This is a genomic window from Kitasatospora sp. CB01950, assembly GCF_001905465.1.
Lineage (GTDB): Bacteria > Actinomycetota > Actinomycetes > Streptomycetales > Streptomycetaceae > Kitasatospora.
Genome location: NZ_LISX01000005.1, coordinates 111304 through 128829 on the forward strand (window position 1 = coordinate 111304; position 17526 = coordinate 128829).

Annotated in this window: 14 protein-coding genes; 12 read left to right on the plus strand and 2 right to left on the minus strand. The window is 73.0% G+C overall.

Annotated features, from left to right (window positions below; translation table 11 throughout):
* Positions 1–20 precede the first annotated feature (20 nt).
* The 4 genes from AMK19_RS15065 (at position 21) to AMK19_RS15080 (ending at position 5775) form a co-directional block, all read left to right on the plus strand.
* Positions 21–1505, plus strand: a complete 1485-nt coding sequence (locus tag AMK19_RS15065; protein WP_073811913.1) for a leucyl aminopeptidase — start codon at positions 21–23, stop codon at positions 1503–1505.
* Positions 1506–1872: 367 nt separating this feature from the next.
* On the plus strand, positions 1873–3279 hold the full coding sequence (gene lpdA, locus AMK19_RS15070; RefSeq protein WP_143200224.1) for a dihydrolipoyl dehydrogenase: 1407 nt from the start codon (positions 1873–1875) through the stop codon (positions 3277–3279).
* A gap of 58 nt (positions 3280–3337) precedes the next feature.
* Positions 3338–5125 (plus strand): 2-oxoglutarate dehydrogenase, E2 component, dihydrolipoamide succinyltransferase, encoded by a 1788-nt coding sequence (sucB, locus tag AMK19_RS15075; RefSeq protein ID WP_073811916.1) that lies wholly within the window; start codon positions 3338–3340, stop codon positions 5123–5125.
* Positions 5126–5259: 134 nt separating this feature from the next.
* Positions 5260–5775, plus strand: coding sequence for a DUF4240 domain-containing protein (locus AMK19_RS15080; protein WP_073811918.1), 516 nt, complete (start codon positions 5260–5262; stop codon positions 5773–5775).
* 59 nt (positions 5776–5834) lie between these two features.
* Here the strand turns inward: AMK19_RS15080 and AMK19_RS15085 are convergent, their stop codons facing one another.
* Positions 5835–6338, minus strand: a complete 504-nt coding sequence (locus tag AMK19_RS15085) for a GNAT family N-acetyltransferase (RefSeq protein ID WP_073811920.1) — start codon at positions 6336–6338, stop codon at positions 5835–5837.
* A 94-nt stretch (positions 6339–6432) separates the two neighbouring features.
* Between AMK19_RS15085 and AMK19_RS15090 the strand changes: the two genes are divergently transcribed.
* Together AMK19_RS15090 and AMK19_RS15095 are read left to right on the plus strand one after the other, a co-directional pair.
* Positions 6433–7362: a TIGR01777 family oxidoreductase gene (locus AMK19_RS15090; RefSeq protein WP_073811922.1), complete on the plus strand. Its 930-nt coding sequence runs from the start codon at positions 6433–6435 to the stop codon at positions 7360–7362.
* Positions 7363–7677: 315 nt separating this feature from the next.
* Entirely contained in the window at positions 7678–8991 is a 1314-nt protein-coding gene (locus AMK19_RS15095) for an FAD-dependent oxidoreductase (protein WP_073811924.1), read from the plus strand.
* 82 nt (positions 8992–9073) lie between these two features.
* Here AMK19_RS15095 and AMK19_RS15100 read toward each other — a convergent pair whose 3' ends face one another.
* Complete coding sequence (locus AMK19_RS15100; protein WP_241844421.1) at positions 9074–10672, minus strand: regulator; 1599 nt, start codon at positions 10670–10672, stop codon at positions 9074–9076.
* A gap of 298 nt (positions 10673–10970) precedes the next feature.
* Here AMK19_RS15100 and AMK19_RS15105 point away from each other — a divergent pair, with 298 nt between their 5' ends.
* The 6 genes from AMK19_RS15105 (at position 10971) to AMK19_RS36515 (ending at position 17491) form a co-directional block, all read left to right on the plus strand.
* Positions 10971–11744, plus strand: coding sequence for a 3-hydroxybutyrate dehydrogenase (locus AMK19_RS15105; protein ID WP_073811926.1), 774 nt, complete (start codon positions 10971–10973; stop codon positions 11742–11744).
* A gap of 69 nt (positions 11745–11813) precedes the next feature.
* The gene (locus AMK19_RS15110) at positions 11814–13166 is read left to right on the plus strand and encodes an MFS transporter (RefSeq protein WP_073811927.1); all 1353 of its coding nucleotides are present in this window, start codon (positions 11814–11816) and stop codon (positions 13164–13166) included.
* 122 nt (positions 13167–13288) lie between these two features.
* Entirely contained in the window at positions 13289–15181 is a 1893-nt protein-coding gene (locus tag AMK19_RS15115) for a helix-turn-helix domain-containing protein (RefSeq protein WP_073811929.1), read from the plus strand.
* Between the two features lie 87 nt (positions 15182–15268).
* A complete protein-coding gene (lipB, locus tag AMK19_RS15120) occupies positions 15269–16069 on the plus strand; it encodes a lipoyl(octanoyl) transferase LipB (protein WP_274536976.1) in 801 nt (266 codons plus the stop codon).
* 142 nt (positions 16070–16211) lie between these two features.
* Positions 16212–17165 (plus strand): lipoyl synthase, encoded by a 954-nt coding sequence (gene lipA / locus AMK19_RS15125; RefSeq protein ID WP_073811930.1) that lies wholly within the window; start codon positions 16212–16214, stop codon positions 17163–17165.
* Between the two features lie 173 nt (positions 17166–17338).
* Entirely contained in the window at positions 17339–17491 is a 153-nt protein-coding gene (locus AMK19_RS36515; protein ID WP_198953330.1) for a hypothetical protein, read from the plus strand.
* The last annotated feature ends 35 nt before the right edge of the window (positions 17492–17526 follow it).

Consider the following 17526-nt stretch of genomic DNA (forward strand, 5'->3'; position numbering starts at 1 on the left):
AAGAACAGGACGCATTTGTCGTGACTGCACTGTCTGTGAGCACCTCCTCCGCCGCGAGCCTGCGGGCGGATGTCCTGGTGATCGGTGTCGCCAAGGGCCCCAAGGGCCTGATCGTGGCGGCCGGCGCCGAGGCGGTCGTCGAGGCGTTCGAGGGCAAGCTGGCCGAGGTCCTCACCACCCTGGGTGCCACCGGCGCCGAGGGTGAGGCGGTCAAGCTTCCCGCGCCGGCCGGCCTGAAGGCCCCGCTGGTGCTGGCCGTCGGCCTGGGCGAGGCCGCTGACGGCGCGTTCGGCGCCGAGGAGCTGCGCAAGGCCGCCGGTGTGGCCGCCCGCACCCTGGCCGGTACGAAGAAGGTCGCGCTGGCGCTGCCGACCGACGACGTCGAGGCGGTCGCGCTGGGCGCGCTGCTCGGCTCGTACGCGTTCGGCACCTACAAGGCCGAGTCGAAGGCCCCCGTCGCCGAGCTGGTCGTGCTGACCGACCGCAAGGGCTCGAAGGACGCCAAGGCCGCCGTGGAGCGCGCCACGGTGCTGGGCGAGGAGATGAACCGGGCCCGTGACCTGGTCAACACTGCCCCGAACGACCTGAACCCGAAGTCCTTCGCCACGATCGCCCAGGCGGCCGGCAAGGAGCACGGCCTGAAGGTCGAGGTGCTGGACGAGAAGGCGCTGACCAAGGGCGGCTTCGGCGGCCTCCTCGGCGTCGGCAACGGCTCGACCAACCCGCCGCGGCTGGTGAAGGTGGCCTACACCCACCCGAAGGCGAAGGCCTCGCTGGCGTTCGTCGGCAAGGGCATCACCTACGACTCGGGCGGCATCTCGCTGAAGCCGGCCGGCCACAACGAGACCATGAAGTGCGACATGGCCGGCGCCGCCGCGGTGTTCGCCGCCGTGGTCGCCGCCAAGCGCCTGGGCCTGCAGGTCAACGTGACGGCGTGGCTGGCGCTGGCGGAGAACATGCCGTCCGGCACCGCGACCCGCCCCGGCGACGTGCTGCGGATGTACGGCGGCAAGACCGTCGAGGTGCTGAACACCGACGCCGAGGGCCGCCTGGTGCTGGCCGACGCGATCGTCCGGGCCGGCGAGGAGCAGCCCGACGTGATCGTCGACGTGGCGACCCTGACCGGCGCGATGGTGCTGGCGCTGGGCAACCGCACCTTCGGTGTGATGGCCAACGACGACGCGCTGCGCACCCAGCTGCACGAGGCCGCGGGCGCGGTGGGCGAGGCCTCCTGGCCGATGCCGCTGCCGGCCGACCTGCGCAAGGGCATGGTCGAGTCGACCATCGCCGACCTGGCGAACATGGGCGAGCGGATGGGCGGCGGCCTGGTGGCCGGTCTGTTCCTGAAGGAGTTCGTCGCCGAGGGCATCGACTGGGCGCACATCGACATCGCCGGCCCGGCGTTCAACGAGGGCGGCCCGTTCGGCTACACCCCGAAGGGCGGCACCGCCAGCGCGGTGCGCACCCTGGTCCGTTTCGCGGAGGAGACCGCCGCGGGCAAGTGACCCGTTGACCTCGTGGGGCCCGGCACCGTTGGTGTCGGGCCCCACGTGCATTACCAGCCAGTAGCGACCGGCGCCAATCCACCCGGTTGTTCGCCTCCGGCGAAAATTGATTCCGCAGTACGGAACTGCTACGGCGAAGCCCCCCGAACGGAGTACCTCCGAATGCCGATTTCCCGGCCGTGAGCTGGGACGATACCTCCGGGGCCGGGTCACCCCACCGCTCCGCGGCCCGCCTCCGGGCCCTGCCGGGGCACCCTCCGACGCCACCCGCCGCCAACAAGTGCAAAGATGTATTTCCGGCATGACTGGGCGCCCTTACAAGGGCACTCACCCACCGGACCGCGACCGGCCCGGCGATCCGCACCTTTTGCATGGAGGACGTGACGTGGCGAACGACGCCAGCACCGTTTTCGACGTAGTCATTCTCGGAGGCGGAAGCGGCGGCTACGCCGCGGCCCTCCGTGGCGCTCAGCTGGGCCTGAGCGTCGCGCTGATCGAGAAGGGTGAGTTGGGCGGCACCTGCCTGCACCGCGGCTGCATCCCGACCAAGGCGCTGCTGCACGCCGCCGAGGTCGCCGACGAGACCCGCGAAGCCGCCGACTTCGGTGTCCTCGCCACCTTCCAGGGCATCGACATCAAGGGCGTCCACAAGTACAAGGACGACGTCGTCGCCGGCCTGTACAAGGGCCTGCAGGGCCTGGTCGCCTCCCGCAAGGTCACCTTCATCCAGGGCGAGGGCCGACTGTCCTCGCAGACCTCGGTGGACGTCAACGGCCAGCGCATCGAGGGCCGCCACATCGTCCTCGCCACCGGCTCCGTGCCGCGCTCGATCCCGGGCCTGGACATCGACGGCAACCGGATCATCTCCTCCGACCACGCGCTGAAGCTCGACTACATCCCGAAGTCGGCGATCATCCTCGGCGGCGGCGTCATCGGCTGCGAGTTCGCCTCGGTCTGGAAGTCCTTCGGCGTCGACGTCACCATCGTCGAGGGCCTGCCGCACCTGGTGCCGCTGGAGGACGAGAACTCCTCCAAGCTGCTGGAGCGCGCGTTCCGCAAGCGCGGCATCAAGTTCGAGCTGAAGTCCCGCTTCTCCGGTGTGGAGTACACCGCCGAGGGCGTCCGGGTCTCCACCGAGAACGGCAAGACCATCGAGGCCGACGTGCTGCTCGTCGCCATCGGCCGCGGCCCGGTCTCGACCGGCCTGGGCTACGAGGAGCAGGGCGTCGCGATGGACCGCGGCTACGTCCTGGTCGACGAGTACCTGCGCACCAACGTGCCGACCATCTCCGCCGTCGGCGACCTGGTCCCGACGCTCCAGCTGGCCCACGTCGGCTTCGCCGAGGGCATCCTCGTCGCCGAGCGGATCGCCGGCCTCAAGGTCGTCCCGATCGACTACGACGGCATCCCGCGGGTGACGTACTCCAACCCGGAGGTCGCCTCCGTCGGCCTGACCGAGGCCAAGGCCGTCGAGCAGTACGGCAAGGAGAAGGTCGTCACCCTGAAGTACAACCTCGCCGGCAACGGCAAGAGCAAGATCCTCAAGACCGCCGGCGAGATCAAGCTGGTCCAGGTCAAGGACGGCGCCGTCGTGGGTGTCCACATGGTCGGCGCCCGCATGGGCGAGCAGGTCGGCGAGGCCCAGCTGATCTACAACTGGGAGGCCCTGCCCGCCGAGGTCGCGCAGCTGATCCACGCGCACCCGAGCCAGTCCGAGGCCCTCGGCGAGGCCCACCTCGCGCTGGCCGGCAAGCCGCTGCACGCGCACGACTGATCGCGCCCCCGTCCCCCTTCATTCCTGAACGCAAGACTTGATAGGAGTCGCTGGAACCATGGCGGTCTCAGTAACACTGCCCGCGCTGGGCGAGAGCGTGACCGAAGGCACCGTCACCCGCTGGCTGAAGGCCGAGGGTGAGCGCGTGGAGATGGACGAGCCCCTGCTCGAGGTCTCCACCGACAAGGTCGACACCGAGATCCCGGCGCCGGCCTCCGGCATCCTGGCCTCGATCAAGGTCGGCGAGGACGAGACCGTCGAGGTGGGCGCCGAGCTGGCGATCATCGACGACGGCTCGGGCGCCCCCGCCGCCGCCCCGGCGCCCGCCGCCGAGGCCGCTCCGGCCCCGGTCGCCGAGGCTCCGGCTGCGCCGGTCGCTCCGGCCGCTCCGGTTGCGGAGGCCCCCGCGGCCGCCGCTCCGGTCGCCGAGGCCCCGGCCGCCGCCGCTCCGGCCGGCGACGCCACCCCGGTGGTGCTGCCCGCGCTGGGCGAGTCGGTCACCGAGGGCACCGTCACCCGCTGGCTGAAGGCCGAGGGCGACACCGTCGAGGTCGACGAGCCGCTGCTCGAGGTCTCCACCGACAAGGTCGACACCGAGATCCCCTCCCCCGTGGCGGGCACCCTGGTGAAGATCCTGGTCGGCGAGGACGAGACCGCCGAGGTCGGCGCCCAGCTGGCGCTGATCGGCGCCGCGGGTGCGATCGCCGTCGCCCCGGCCCCGGTCGCCGCTCCGGCTGCCCCGGCCGCTCCGGCCCCGGCTCCGGTGGCTGCCGCTCCGGCTCCGGTCGCTGCTCCGGCCCCCGCGCCGGTCGCGCCCGCCGCCCCGGTGGCCGCTCCGGCTCCGGTCGCCCCGGCTGCTCCGGTCGCCGCCCCGGCTCCGGTTGCCGCCGCCCCGGCCGCTGCCGCCCCGGCCGCGGACGCCGGTGACGCCTACGTCACCCCGCTGGTGCGCAAGCTCGCCGCCGAGCACGGTGTCGCGCTGTCCTCCGTCGCCGGTACCGGCGTCGGCGGCCGCATCCGCAAGCAGGACGTGATCGCCGCCGCCGAGGCCGCGAAGGCCGCGCCGGCTCCGGTCGCCGCGCCCGCCGCCGCTGCCCCGGCGAAGGCCGCCGCCGCGCCGTCCGCGCTGCGTGGCCAGACCGTCAAGATGACCCGCATGCGCAAGGTCATCGGCGACAACATGATGAAGGCCCTGCACGAGCAGGCGCAGCTGACCAGCGTGGTCGAGGTGGACGTCACCCGGATCATGTCGCTGCGCGCGAAGGCGAAGGACTCCTTCCTGGCCCGTGAGGGCGTGAAGCTGTCCCCGATGCCGTTCTTCGTGAAGGCCGCCGCCCAGGCGCTGAAGGCCCACGCGGTCGTCAACGCCCGGATCAACGACGCCGAGGGCACCATCACCTACTTCGACACCGAGAACATCGGTATCGCGGTGGACTCCGCGAAGGGTCTGATGACCCCGGTCATCAAGGGTGCGGGCGACCTGAACATCGCCGGCATCTCGAAGAAGACCGCGGAGCTGGCCTCGAAGGTCCGCGACAGCAAGATCACCCCGGACGAGCTGTCCGGTGCGACCTTCACCATCTCCAACACCGGTTCGCGCGGTGCGCTGTTCGACACCGTCATCGTTCCGCCGAACCAGGCCGCCATCCTGGGCATCGGCGCGACCGTGAAGCGCCCCGTGGTGATCGAGGCCGACGGCGGCACCGCCATCGGCATCCGCGACATGACCTACCTGTCGCTCTCCTACGACCACCGTCTGGTGGACGGCGCGGACGCCGCCCGCTACCTGGTCGCGGTCAAGGAGATCCTGGAGGCCGGCGAGTTCGAGGTCGAGCTCGGCCTGTAAGGCATCCCCGTCGGAAGCCCCGCGCCGTCCCCGGACGGTGCGGGGCTTCCGCGTGTACGGACACTTGTCGGGCTGTGCCGTCAGCGGTGCGATCGGGTGCGGTCGCGGTGCGGATTGTGGATGCTGGAGCGGTGATGGACGAGACGGCATTCTGGCAGCTGATCGACGACTCCCGGGACGCGGCCGGGGGTGATCCGGACGAGCAGGCGCAGGCCCTGGTGGAGCGTCTGATGGGGCTGGCCCCGGACGATGTGCTGGACTTCGCCCGGCAGTTCGAGGCGCGGTTCCAGCGGGCTTACACGGTGGAGCTGTGGGGCGCCGCGTACCTGCTGCTCGGCGGGGCCTCCGAGGACAGCTTCGACTACTTCCGCTGCTGGCTGATCGCCCAGGGCCGGGAGGTGTTCGAGGACGGGGTGCACGATCCGGACCTGCTCGCGGAGCTGCTGCCCGACTTCGACGACGAGGAGGACGGCGACGCGGAGGAGCTCGGGTACGCCGCCGACGAGGCGTACGAGCGGCTGACCGGGCTGCCGCTGCCGGACCTGGGGGTGCGGCAGCCGCGCGCGCCGCAGGGCGCCTCGTTCGACTTCGGGGACAAGGCGCTGATGGCTCGCCGCTACCCGCAGCTGTGGGAGCTGTACGGGGACTGACGGCCCATGGGGTGCCGTCCGGGTGGCGGCCGTCCGGGTACGGGCCCTCAGGGGGCCGTTCAGTCCAGCGCGCGGCCCATCCAGACGTCGTCCACGTAGCTGCCCTCCAGCAGGAAGTGCTCGGGCAGGACGCCGAGCACCTGGAAGCCGTTGCGCTCGTACAGGCGGCGGGCGGGCGCGTTGTGGCCGAGCACCCGCAGGGTGATCCGGCGGGCGCCCTCGGCGCGGGCGGCGGCGCAGACGGCGGTGATCAGGGCGTCGCCGACGCCGCGGCCGCGGACCTTCGGGAGCACCGCGAGGCCCTGGATCTGCCGGACGTGGGCGTTGGACTCCAGCGGGATCTCCCGCAACTGCCGGATGTAGCCGACCGGTTCGCCGTCGAGTTCGGCGAGCAGGTACTGCTCGGGGCGGTGCTGCTGGTCGAAGACCGGCGCGTCGGCCGGGCCCTTCGGGGCGACCTCGCTGAGCGGGGACCAGACGGCGTGGTCCAGGGCGCGGATCGTCTGTTCGTCCTGCTCAACTGCAGGTCGGATGATCGGATCGGTCGATGGCATGGCGGCCATGCTAGGCGCTCCGCCGTGGATCTTGCCGGGAATTGTCGCCGCGCGGGCGGGCGGGCGGCCCGGCTGCCCGGGCGGCCCGGTAAGGGCTGGGAGGATGGCCGGTATGCGTATCGCGGTGACAGGTTCCACGGGGTTGATCGGGTCCGCGCTGGTGGACTCGCTGGTCGGGGACGGGCACGAGGTGCTGCGGCTGGTGCGGCGGCGTTCGCGCACCGGCCCGCAGCCGGACGGGACGGTCGGGGTCGGCTGGAACCCGCTCCTGATGCAGATCGACGGCGCCGCGCTGGAGGGCGTGGACGCGGTCGTCCACCTGGCCGGCGCGGGCGTCGGGGACCGCCGCTGGTCGGACGCCTACCGGCGGGAGATCCGGGACAGCCGGGTGCTCGGCACCGAGACGCTGGCCGCCGCGCTGAGCCGGCTGAAGACCCCGCCGAAGGTGCTGGTCAGCGCGTCCGCGGTCGGCTGGTACGGGCAGACCGGCGACCAGCTGATCGACGAACAGGCGCCCAGCGGCAGCGACTTCCTGTCCACGGTGTGCCAGGAGTGGGAGCAGGCCGCGCAGCCCGCGGCGGACGCCGGGATCCGGGTGGTGCACCCGCGCACCGGGCTGGTGCTCGACCCGAAGGGCGGCGCGGGGGCCCGGCTGCTGCCGCTGTTCAGGCTCGGCCTGGGCGGCCGGCTCGGCAGCGGCAAGCAGTACTGGAGCGTGATCTCGCTGGCCGACGAGGTGGCCGCGCTGCGTTTCCTGATCGACCGTCCGGAGATCTGCGGCCCCGTCAACCTGGCCGGGCCCGAGCCCGTCACCAATGCCGAGCTGACCGCCGAGTTGTCCCGGCAACTCGGGCGTCCTGCGGTGTTCGCGGTGCCGGAGTGGGCGCTGCGCGCGGTGCTCGGGGAGATGGCGGTCGAGATTGTCGGCAGTCACCGGGTGGTACCGAAAGCCCTGGTGGGGGCGGGGTTCGAGTTCCGTGACCCGGACCTGGCGTCGATCGTTGCGGCCGCGCTCGGACGGTCCCGGTACTGACGGTTCGTCAGGGGGCGCACGGGTGCATGGGGACGGCGCGTGGGGCGTGGACGGTGACGGTGCGCGCCCGTCCCCGCCCCCCGCGCCCCGTTTGGCGCACGGTCGGTGACGGAGCCGACCCGCCGTGTCGCCCCGCCATTGGTATGAACCGATTGAGTGGCGGACGGCGGTCTGGGTAGCCGGGTGACGGGGCATCACAACGACGGACCATGTTGTCCTCGCCCCCCGCTGCCCGCCCCGGCACCCCCGCTCGTTCGCGGGCACTGCTGTGCGCGGCGGCAGCGGAGGGCTCCGCCAGGGAGGGAGCACCCACTCGTGCCCGCACATGACTTCATCAGCCGCGTCCACGCCACCGACCCCGACGCGATCGTCGTCGGCGCCGGCGTCGCCGGGCTGACCGCCGCCGCCGCGCTCACCGCCCAGGGCCTGCACGTCCAGGTCCTGGAAGCCACCGAGCGCGTCGGCGGCCGCACCGCCACCCGGGAACTCGACGGCTTCCGCCTCGACCTCGGCGGCCACCTGCTGAACACCGCCGGCCCCGAACTCCCCCGCCACCTCGACCTGGACCGGCTGGACCTTCGTCCGCTCGCCCCCGGCGTCCTGGTGCACAGCAGCGGCCGCACCTACCGGGCCGGCGACCCGCAGCTCACCCCCGCCCGGCAGGCCGCCACCCGCAGCCCGCTCGGCACCCCGCTGGACCGGGCCCGGCTCGCCGCCACGCTGTCCCGGCTCGCCGCCACCCCCACCACCCGGCTGCTGGCCCGTCACGAGACCACCGCCGCCCGGGCGCTGGCCGACCGCGGCCTGCCCGGCCGCACCGTCGACGGCTTCCTGCGGCCGCTGCTCGCCGCGCTGCTCGCCGACCCGGCCCTCGGCACCTCCAGCCGGGTCGCCGACCTCGTCCTGCGGGACTACGCCCGCGGCCGCCTCTGCATCCCCGCCGCCGGGATCGGGGCCGTCCCCGCGCAGCTCGCCGCGAGGCTCCCGGAGGGCACCGTGCGCCTCGGCGTGACCGTCGCCTCCGTCGGCGCGGACGGCGTGGAGACCGCCGAGCACGGCCTGATCCGGGCCCGCGCGGTGATCGTCGCCACCGACGCGGCCACCGCCGCCACCCTGCTCCCCGGCCTCCACCAGCCCGGGTTCCACCCCGTCACCACCTACTACCACGCCGCCAACCGCTCGCCGCTGGGCGAACCCGTGCTGTTGCTGGACGCCGAACGCACCGGCATCTCGCACACCCTGGTCCTCAGCGACGCCGACCCGTCCTACGCCGCCGACGGCCGCGCCCTGGTCGCCACCACCGTCCTCGGCCGCCGCGCCTTCGACTCCGGCGGCCCGGCCGGCGACGAGCCCGTGGTCCGACGGCGGCTGTCCGAGCTCTACGGGACCTCCACCGCCGGTTGGGAGTTCCTGACCGTCCGCCACGCCCCCGACGCGGTCGTGTCGATGCCCCCGCCCCACCAGTTCCACCGCTCCGTCCGCCTCCTGGCCGGCCTCTACGTCTGCGGCGACCACCGTGACACCGGCCTCTTCCAGGGCGCGCTGGCCTCCGGCCGGCGGGCCGCGGGCGCGGTCCTGCGCGACCTGGGGGTACGGGCGGAACCGGAGGCCGTCGAGGCAGCGGCATAGGCCTAGGCACGCAGGGGCTCGGGGAACGGCGACGTCGAGCCTGCCGTTCCCCGGGCTCCCGAGGGAGCTGGACCTGGGCCCCTCAGATCACCCCCGCCTGCCGGGTGGCCTCCTCGAAGGCGCGGGCCGCCGGCGTGGTGCGGTAGGGCGCCAGGCGGCGGTGGAAGTCGCGGAGGTATTCGACGGTGCGGGCGGAGCGCATTTCGCCGGCGGCGCGGAGGCTGTCGGTGGCCATCGAGCAGGACTCGTCGACGTCTCCCATGCCGAGGCGGGCGGAGGCGAGGACGAGGCGGCAGAGGATGCGGCTGCGGGCGTACGCGGGGGCGCGCAGGCGCAGCGACTTCTCGGCGTGCTGGGCGGCGGGCCGCCACTGCTGGAGGTCGCGGTAGCAGTGGGCGAACTCGTCGGCGAGTTGGGCGTCGTCGAAGTAGCGTGCCCAGGACGGGACTTCGTCGCCGCTGCGGGCGGTGGCGAGGGCCCGTTCGCAGCGGACCAGGGCGGTGGTGCAGGCGCGGACGTCGCCGGCCAGGGCGTGGCCGCGGGCCTCAGCGGCGTGCATCAGGGCCTGGACGACGGGCGCGGCGGCGGTGCCGACGCCCTGCTGGGCGACCCGGGCGAGTTGGATGGCCTCGCGGGCGTGGCCGAGGTGGACGGCCTGCTGGCTCATGGTGGTGAGGACGAAGCCGCCGAGGATGCGGTCTCCGGCCGCCTGGGAGAGCCGCAGGGACTGGACGAAGTAGCGCTGGGCGAGGCCGTGCGCGGCGATGTCGAAGGACGTCCAGCCGGCCAGCCTGGTCAGGTCGGCGACGGCGCCGAACAGGGCGCGGCCGATCTGTTCGCCGTAGCGGCCGCGGAGCATCGGTTCGGCCTCGCTCTCCAGGTAGCGGACCAGCGCCTGCCGGGCGTGACCGCCGCCGTAGGCGTGGTCGAGGGCCCGGAAGAGGTCTCCGACGGCGCGGATGGCGGCGATGTCGCCGCGGCCGACCCGGACCGGGGGCCGGGTCTCTCGGGGGTCGGCGGTGGGTTCGAGGGCGCCGGGGCGGCGGGAGCCCTGCGGGGGGACGCGGGCGGCGGCCCCGGGCGGGGGTGTGCGGAGTTCCTCGGCGGTGAGGGTGGTGCCGTCGCGGGCGACGCGTTCGTCGGTGCGGCCGATCAGCCAGTCGCGGCTGGGGACGACCAGTCCGGCGGGAGTGAAGGCGATCTTGCGGAGTTCGGCGTAGGGGCCGTTGTCCTTGCGCCACATGGAGGCGACGATGTCGACGGCCTCCTGCGGGGTCTCGGCGAACTCCAGCCCGGCGTAGACGGGGGCGCAGGCGTCCAGGCCGACGTCCTGGGCGGTGAGACGGCGGCCGAGGCGGCGGGTGAAGACCTCGGCGATCAGTGCCGGGGTGGCGCCGCGCGGCTGTTGGCCGCGCAGCCAGCGCGTCACGGAGGTCTTGTCGTACCGCAGGTCGAGGCCGTGTTCCAGGCCGAGTTGGTCGACGCGGCGGGCGAGGCCGGCGTGCGAGAAGCCGGATTCCTCGATGAGTGCCGCGAGTTGGGGGTTCTGGGCACGCCCGGCGGACGGCGTGTCGGCCGGCTCGGAGGCGCGCGGAGGGGTCTCGACCGCTCCGGTTTGGCGCGGGTCGAGCGGGTCGAGCGATCGGTACGCCGGGCTGTCGATTACAGGCCGTTGGGGCATAGCAGTCCACACCTCTCAGGCACCGTTCCGGCCCCTCCTGCCCGGGACAGCGCCCCCTGATCGGGAATCGGCGCGAATGTAGCGAGCATTGGGGCGCTATGGGTGGATTCCGCCCATCGGTCCTCCGAACGGGTGAACCAGGCCCGCCCGTTGTGGGGAAGCCCGGGCGTCGCGGGTTTGGGTTCGAGGGCCGTTCCCACCCTTCGGGGTGCATGGCGGACGACACCATGAAGGGCGGGGATGCTGTGGTGTCCGCCCACATCGTTGCGGGGGCCCCGGATTCCTACCGTTCTCGGCCATGGACACCACTTCTGACCCGCTCCCCCAGCCCTCGATGCTCGGCCGTACCGCGCTGGTGACCGGCGCCGCCTCCGGCATCGGCCGGGCCTGCGCGGAGGCGTTCGCCGCGGCCGGCGCGCGCGTGTACGTCGTCGACCTGGCCGCCGGACCCGCCGAGGAGCTGGCGGAGCGGATCGGCGGGGTCGCGCACGTGGCCGATCTGTCCGACCCGGACGCGGTGGAGGCGCTGCCCACCGACGCGGACATCGTGGTCAACAACGCGGGCCTGCAGCACGTCGCGCCGGTGCACGAGTTCCCGATGGAGCGGTTCACGCTGATCCAGCGGGTCATGGTGGAGGCCCCGTTCCGGATCCTGCGCCGCACCCTGCCGCACATGTACGAGCGCGGGTGGGGCCGGGTGGTCAACATCTCCTCGGTGCACGGCCTGCGCGCCAGCGCCTTCAAGTCGGCGTACGTGACGGCCAAGCACGCGCTGGAGGGCCTCAGCAAGACCGTCGCGCTGGAGGGCGCCCCGTACGGCGTGACCAGCAACTGCATCAACCCGGCGTACGTGCGCACCGCGCTGGTGGAGAAGCAGATCGCCGCGCAGGCGCTGGCGCACGGCATCCACGAGGACGAGGTGGTGGAGCAGATCATGCTCGACCGCACCGCCGTGAAGCGACTGATCGAACCGGACGAGGTGGCGCAGCTGGCGGTCTGGCTGTGCTCGCCGAGCGCCTCCTACATCACCGGCGCGAGCCTGCCGGTGGACGGCGGCTGGACCGCGCACTGACCCGGCCGCAGCGGGCCTGTAAGGTCCCGTGATCTTCCCTCACCCCCCATCTCCGCAAGGGAGTTCCCGATGGCTGCTCCTCCCGATGTTGCGAGACCCGCCTCCCTGCCGCGCGTGGTCGCCGCCTCGCTGATCGGCACCACGATCGAGTGGTACGACTACTTCTTGTACGGATCGGCGGCGGCGCTGGTCTTCGGGCACGTGTTCTTCCCGAAGTCGGATCCGCTGACCGGCACGCTGCTGTCGTTCCTGACGTACGCGATCGGGTTCGCCGCCCGGCCGCTGGGCGCGCTGGTGTTCGGGCACTTCGGCGACCGGATCGGCCGCAAGAAGCTGCTGGTGCTGTCGTTGCTGCTGATGGGCGGGGCGACCACGCTGATCGGCTGTCTGCCGACGTACGACCAGGTCGGCATGGCGGCGCCGGTCATGTTGACGGCGCTGCGGCTGGTGCAGGGCTTCGCGCTGGGCGGTGAGTGGGGCGGGGCGGTGCTGCTGGTCTCCGAGCACGGCGACCGTCGGCGGCGCGGCTTCTGGGCGTCCTGGCCGCAGGGCGGCGCGCCGGCGGGCAACCTGCTGGCGGCCGGTGTGCTGTCGCTGATGACGGCCGTCCAGTCGGACGCGGCGTTCCTGGCCTGGGGCTGGCGGGTGCCGTTCCTGCTGTCGGCGGTGCTGGTGATGGTCGGTCTGTGGATCCGGCTGGCGGTGGACGAGTCGCCGCTGTTCAAGGCGGCGCTGGCGGCCGCCGAGCAGCGGGCGGAGCAGGAGAAGCCGCCGCTGGTGGTGGTGTTGCGGGACCACTGGCGGGACGTGCTGGTGGCGATGGGCGCCCGCATGGCGGAGAACATCTCGTACTACGTGATGACCACGTTTGTGCTGGCGTACGCCGTCGGCCACGCCCACCAGCCCAAGCAGACCGCGTTGAACGCCGTGCTGATCGGCTCGGCGATCCAGTTCGCGCTGATCCCGCTGTTCGGGGCGCTCTCCGACCGGGTCGGCCGCAAGCCGGTGTACCTGGTCGGCGCGGTCGGCGTCGGCCTCTGGTCGTTCGTGTTCTTCGGCATGGTCGACACCAAGGACTTCACCTCCCTGGTCACGGCCGTCACCGTCGGCCTGTTCTTCCACAGCATGATGTACGCCCCGCAGGCCGCGTTCTTCTCCGAGCTGTTCGCCACCCGCACCCGCTACTCGGGGGCGTCCATCGGCGCCCAGTTCTCCTCCGTCGCGGCCGGCGCCCCCGCGCCGCTGATCGCCACCGCGCTGCTCAAGGACTACGGCAGCGCCACCCCGATCGCCGTGTACGTGGCGATCGCCGCCGTGATCACCGTCCTCGCGGTGCTGTGCGGCCGGGAGACGCGCGGTGCCGACCTCACCGAGGCGGACCCCGCTCGGGGGGACTCCGTGAAGGCCGCTACGACGGTCTGACCGATTCCGACAAAATCAGGGCCGCGTCACCGGGCACCCGCCCGGCGGCGCGGCCCAGGCCCGTTTACGAACGGGCCGCGGGCAACGGGGCCACGGGGGGCACGAGTGACAGGGAAGACCGAATGGACCGCCACACCACCGCCGCACCGGCGCTGCGCAGACTCCTCGACCTGCTGGCGACCGGCGCCGCCACCGAGGACTTCGCCGAAGTCCTCGCCGACGCCCGTCGGCAGGGCGCACCCGCCCAGGTCCTGACCGAGATCGACGACGCCACCTGGCAAGCGCTGCGGGTCCACCGCACGATGCGTCAGCACCGCCGCCGCGAGGCCGAACTGACCGCCCTGTTCGACACCGCCGGCGACCTCGCCGCCTCCCGCGACCTCGACGCCGTCCTGCAGGCCATCGTCCGCCGCGCCCGGATGCTGCTCGGCACCGACACCGCGTACCTCACGCTCCCCGACGAGCAGGCCGGCGACACCTACATGCGGGTCACCGACGGCTCCGTCTCGCCGATCTTCCAGACCCTGCGGCTCAGCCTCGGCGACGGCCTCGGCGGCCTGGTCGCGCAGACCGCCCGCCCGTACGCCTCCCACGACTACCGGATCGACGAGCGCTTCCGGCACACCGGCCAGATCGACGCGGGCGTGCTCGACGAGGGCCTGGTCGCCATCATCGGCGTGCCGCTGCTGCTCGGCGGCACCGTGATCGGCGTGCTGTTCGCCGCCGACCGCACCCCGCGGGCGTTCTCGCCCGACGAGGTCGCGCTGCTGTGCACCCTCGCCGCGCACGCCGCGATCGCCCTGGACACCGCCAAGTCGCTTGCCGACACCCGCGCCGCGCTCGCCGAACTCGCCACCGCCAACGCCGTCATCCGCGCCCACGCGGGCTCCGTCCAGCGCGCCGAACAGGCCCACGACCGGCTCACCGACCTCGTGCTGCGCGGCGCGGAGGTCGCCGACGTGGCAGCCGAGGTCGCGGCGCTGCTCGACGGCGAGGCCTCCGTCCACGACGCCGAGGGCGCCCCGCTCACCGGTCCCGGCGGCGCCCCCGACGGCCTCGACGACGCCGTCGCCTCCTCCCGCAGCGGCGGCCACGCCGTCCGGCACGGCACGGACTGGGTGTGCGCCGTCCTGGCCGGCCAGGAACTGCTCGGCTCGCTCGTCCTGCACGGCAGACCCGAACTCGACGACGCCGACCGCCGGGTGTTCGAACGCGCGAGCGTGGTCACCGCGCTGCTGCTCCTGCTGCGGCGCTCGGTCGCCGAGACCGAGAACCGCGTCCGCGGCGAACTCCTCGCCGACCTGCTCACCGCCCCCGACCGCGACCCGGCCGGCCTCACCGCGCGCGGCCGCCGCCTCGGCGTGGACCTCGGCCGCCCGCACCTGGTGCTGGTCTCCTCCGCCGTCGACGACTCCGCCCGGGAGCGGCTGGCGGGGGCCGCGGCCCGGTACCTGTTCGGCTCGCGCGGCATCAGCGCGGAGTTCGGCGACGGCGTGGTGCTGCTCGTCCCGCACGACGGCGCCGGCGCCGGCGCGGTCGCCGCGACGGCGGCGGAACGCCTCGCCCGGCTGGTCGGCGCCCCCGTCACCGTCGGCACCGGGCGCGCGGCCAGCGGGCCCGTCCCGCTGGCCGCGGCGTACGCGGAGGGGGTGCGGTGCGTGCGCGCCCTGCGGGTCCTCGGCCGCGACGGCGACGGCGCGTGCGCGGCCGACCTCGGATTCCTCGGCGTCCTCCTCGGCGACGGCCACGACGTCGAGGGCTTCGTCCGCGCGACCCTCGGCCCCCTCCTCGACTACGACGCCAAGCGCGGCACCGAACTCGTCCGCACCCTGCGGGCCTACTTCGACTGCGGCGGGAGCCTGACCCGGGCCAAGGACCAACTGCACGTCCACGTGAACACGGTGGTGCAGCGGCTCGACCGGGTGGAAGTGCTGCTGGGACGCGACTGGAACCAGCCGGAACGGGCGCTGGAGCTTCAACTCGCGCTCAGGCTCTTGCTGTTGGCAACGGGGTGAGCAAGCCGGGAGGTGCACCACCAGGGGCGTGCACCGCGCTGGGCGTACAGTGGCGAGGTTGGGCTGAGCCGGCCGACCGGGAGTGGTGTGGTGAGCGAGAACGTGCGGTTCGTACGGATGGGAATAGGGTCGCGGACCGTCCCCTACCAGGAGGCGTGGGCGGAGCAGCAGCGGCTGCACGCGTTGCGGGTCGCGGACGAGATTCCGGACACGGTGCTGCTGCTGGAGCACGACCCGGTGTACACGATGGGCAAGCGCACCAACCCGGAGGACCTGCCGCTGGACGGGACGCCGGTGGTGGAGGTGAACCGCGGCGGGGAGATCACCTGGCACGGCCCGGGCCAGCTGGTGGGCTACCCGATCGTGAAGCTGCCGGATCCGATCGACGTGGTGGCGTACGTGCGCCGGCTGGAGGAGGCGCTGATCCGGGCGTGCACCGAGTTCGGCGTGCAGACCACCCGGATCGAGGGCCGCAGCGGGGTGTGGAAGCTGGGTGCGGAGATCCCGGGTGCGGTGGTGGACCCGTCGCAGGTGGTGGAGATCGGGAAGCTGACGCTGCGGATGGGCCTGCCGCTGGGCATCGACCCTCGGCTGGCGGGCCCGGAGTACGCCCCGTCGAACGCCGGTCAGCGCGGTGACGACCGCAAGCTCGCGGCGATCGGCGTGCGGGTGGCGCGCGGCGTGACGATGCACGGTTTCGCGTTGAACTGCAACCCGGACATGACGTACTTCGACAAGATCGTTCCGTGCGGCATCCGGGACGCCGGAGTGGCGTCGCTGAGCGGCGAACTGGCCCGTCCGTTCGCGGTCCCGGACGCGGTGGGGACGGTGGAGCGCACGCTGCGCGAGGTGTTCGCCGAGCTGCCGGATCCGGCCGCCGCTGTCTGATCGCGGCGATTTCCCGCCGGGAGCGGAATTCGCTGTGCCGTGCCCGGTGTTGCCTTCCGAACGAAGGCCCGGGGCCCCGAGCAGGCCATCGAAGCAACGGCGTACCCTTTGGGGTACCCCGTCTAGTTCTTAGGAGTCGCACGTGTCCGCTGTCGCACCCGACGGCAGGAAGCTCCTCCGCCTGGAGGTCCGCAACAGCGAGACCCCCATCGAGCGGAAGCCCGAGTGGATCAAGACCAGGGCGAAGATGGGGCCGGAGTACAACGCCCTGCACTCCCTGGTGAAGAAGGAAGGGCTGCACACGGTCTGCCAGGAGGCGGGCTGCCCCAACATCTTCGAGTGCTGGGAAGACCGCGAGGCGACCTTCCTGATCGGCGGCGACCAGTGCACCCGCCGCTGCGACTTCTGCCAGATCGACACCGGCAAGCCCGCCGAGTTCGACCGGGACGAGCCGCGCCGGGTCGCCGAGTCCATCGTCACGATGGACCTGAACTACGCCACCATCACCGGCGTCGCCCGCGACGACCTGGCGGACGGCGGCGCGTGGCTGTACGCGGAGACGGTCCGCCAGGTGCACGCGATGACGGCCGCCCGGGAGGCCGGCCGGACCGGTGTGGAGCTGCTGATCCCGGACTTCAACGCGGTGCCGGAGCAGCTCGCCGAGGTGTTCTCGTCGCGTCCCGAGGTGCTGGCGCACAACGTCGAGACCGTGCCGCGGATCTTCAAGCGGATCCGTCCGGCGTTCCGGTACGAGCGTTCGCTGGACGTGATCACCCAGGCCCGGGCGGCCGGGCTGGTCACCAAGTCGAACCTGATCCTGGGCATGGGCGAGACCCGCGAGGAGGTCAGCGAGGCGCTGTCCGACCTGGTCGACGCCGGCTGCGAGCTGATCACCATCACCCAGTACCTGCGTCCTTCGCTGCGCCACCACCCGGTGGAGCGCTGGGTGAAGCCGCAGGAGTTCGTCGAGCTCCAGGAGGAGGCCGAGGAGCTGGGCTTCGCCGGTGTGATGTCGGGTCCGCTGGTGCGTTCCTCGTACCGGGCCGGCCGGCTGTACCGGCAGGCGCTGGAGCGTCGCGCGCAGGCGGCGGTCTGAACCGGTAGCGGTGCTGTGTGCGGAGGGCGGGCCCGGTCGGGCCCGCCCTCCGTGCGTGCGGGCTGTCCGGGCTAACCGCCGACGTTTCATGTGGCATCGACCGGTGGGCCACCGTACGGTAACGGGCGTCCGGGACGCTTGAGCGGTACCCGGGTCGAGGAGTTGGTGTGGTCATGCGTACCGGACTCAGGACCGCCCTGCGGCGGGCCGAACAGCTGTTGCTGATCCGCGGCGCGCGCCGCAACGCGTGGGCGGCGGTGTGCGAGAACCGCCGGCTGGCGGACGAGCGCGAGCAACCCGCACGGGTGCCGGAGCGCAGCGCCTGAACTCCGGGGCGTGTCCGGAGTGCGGCCGGAGCGTG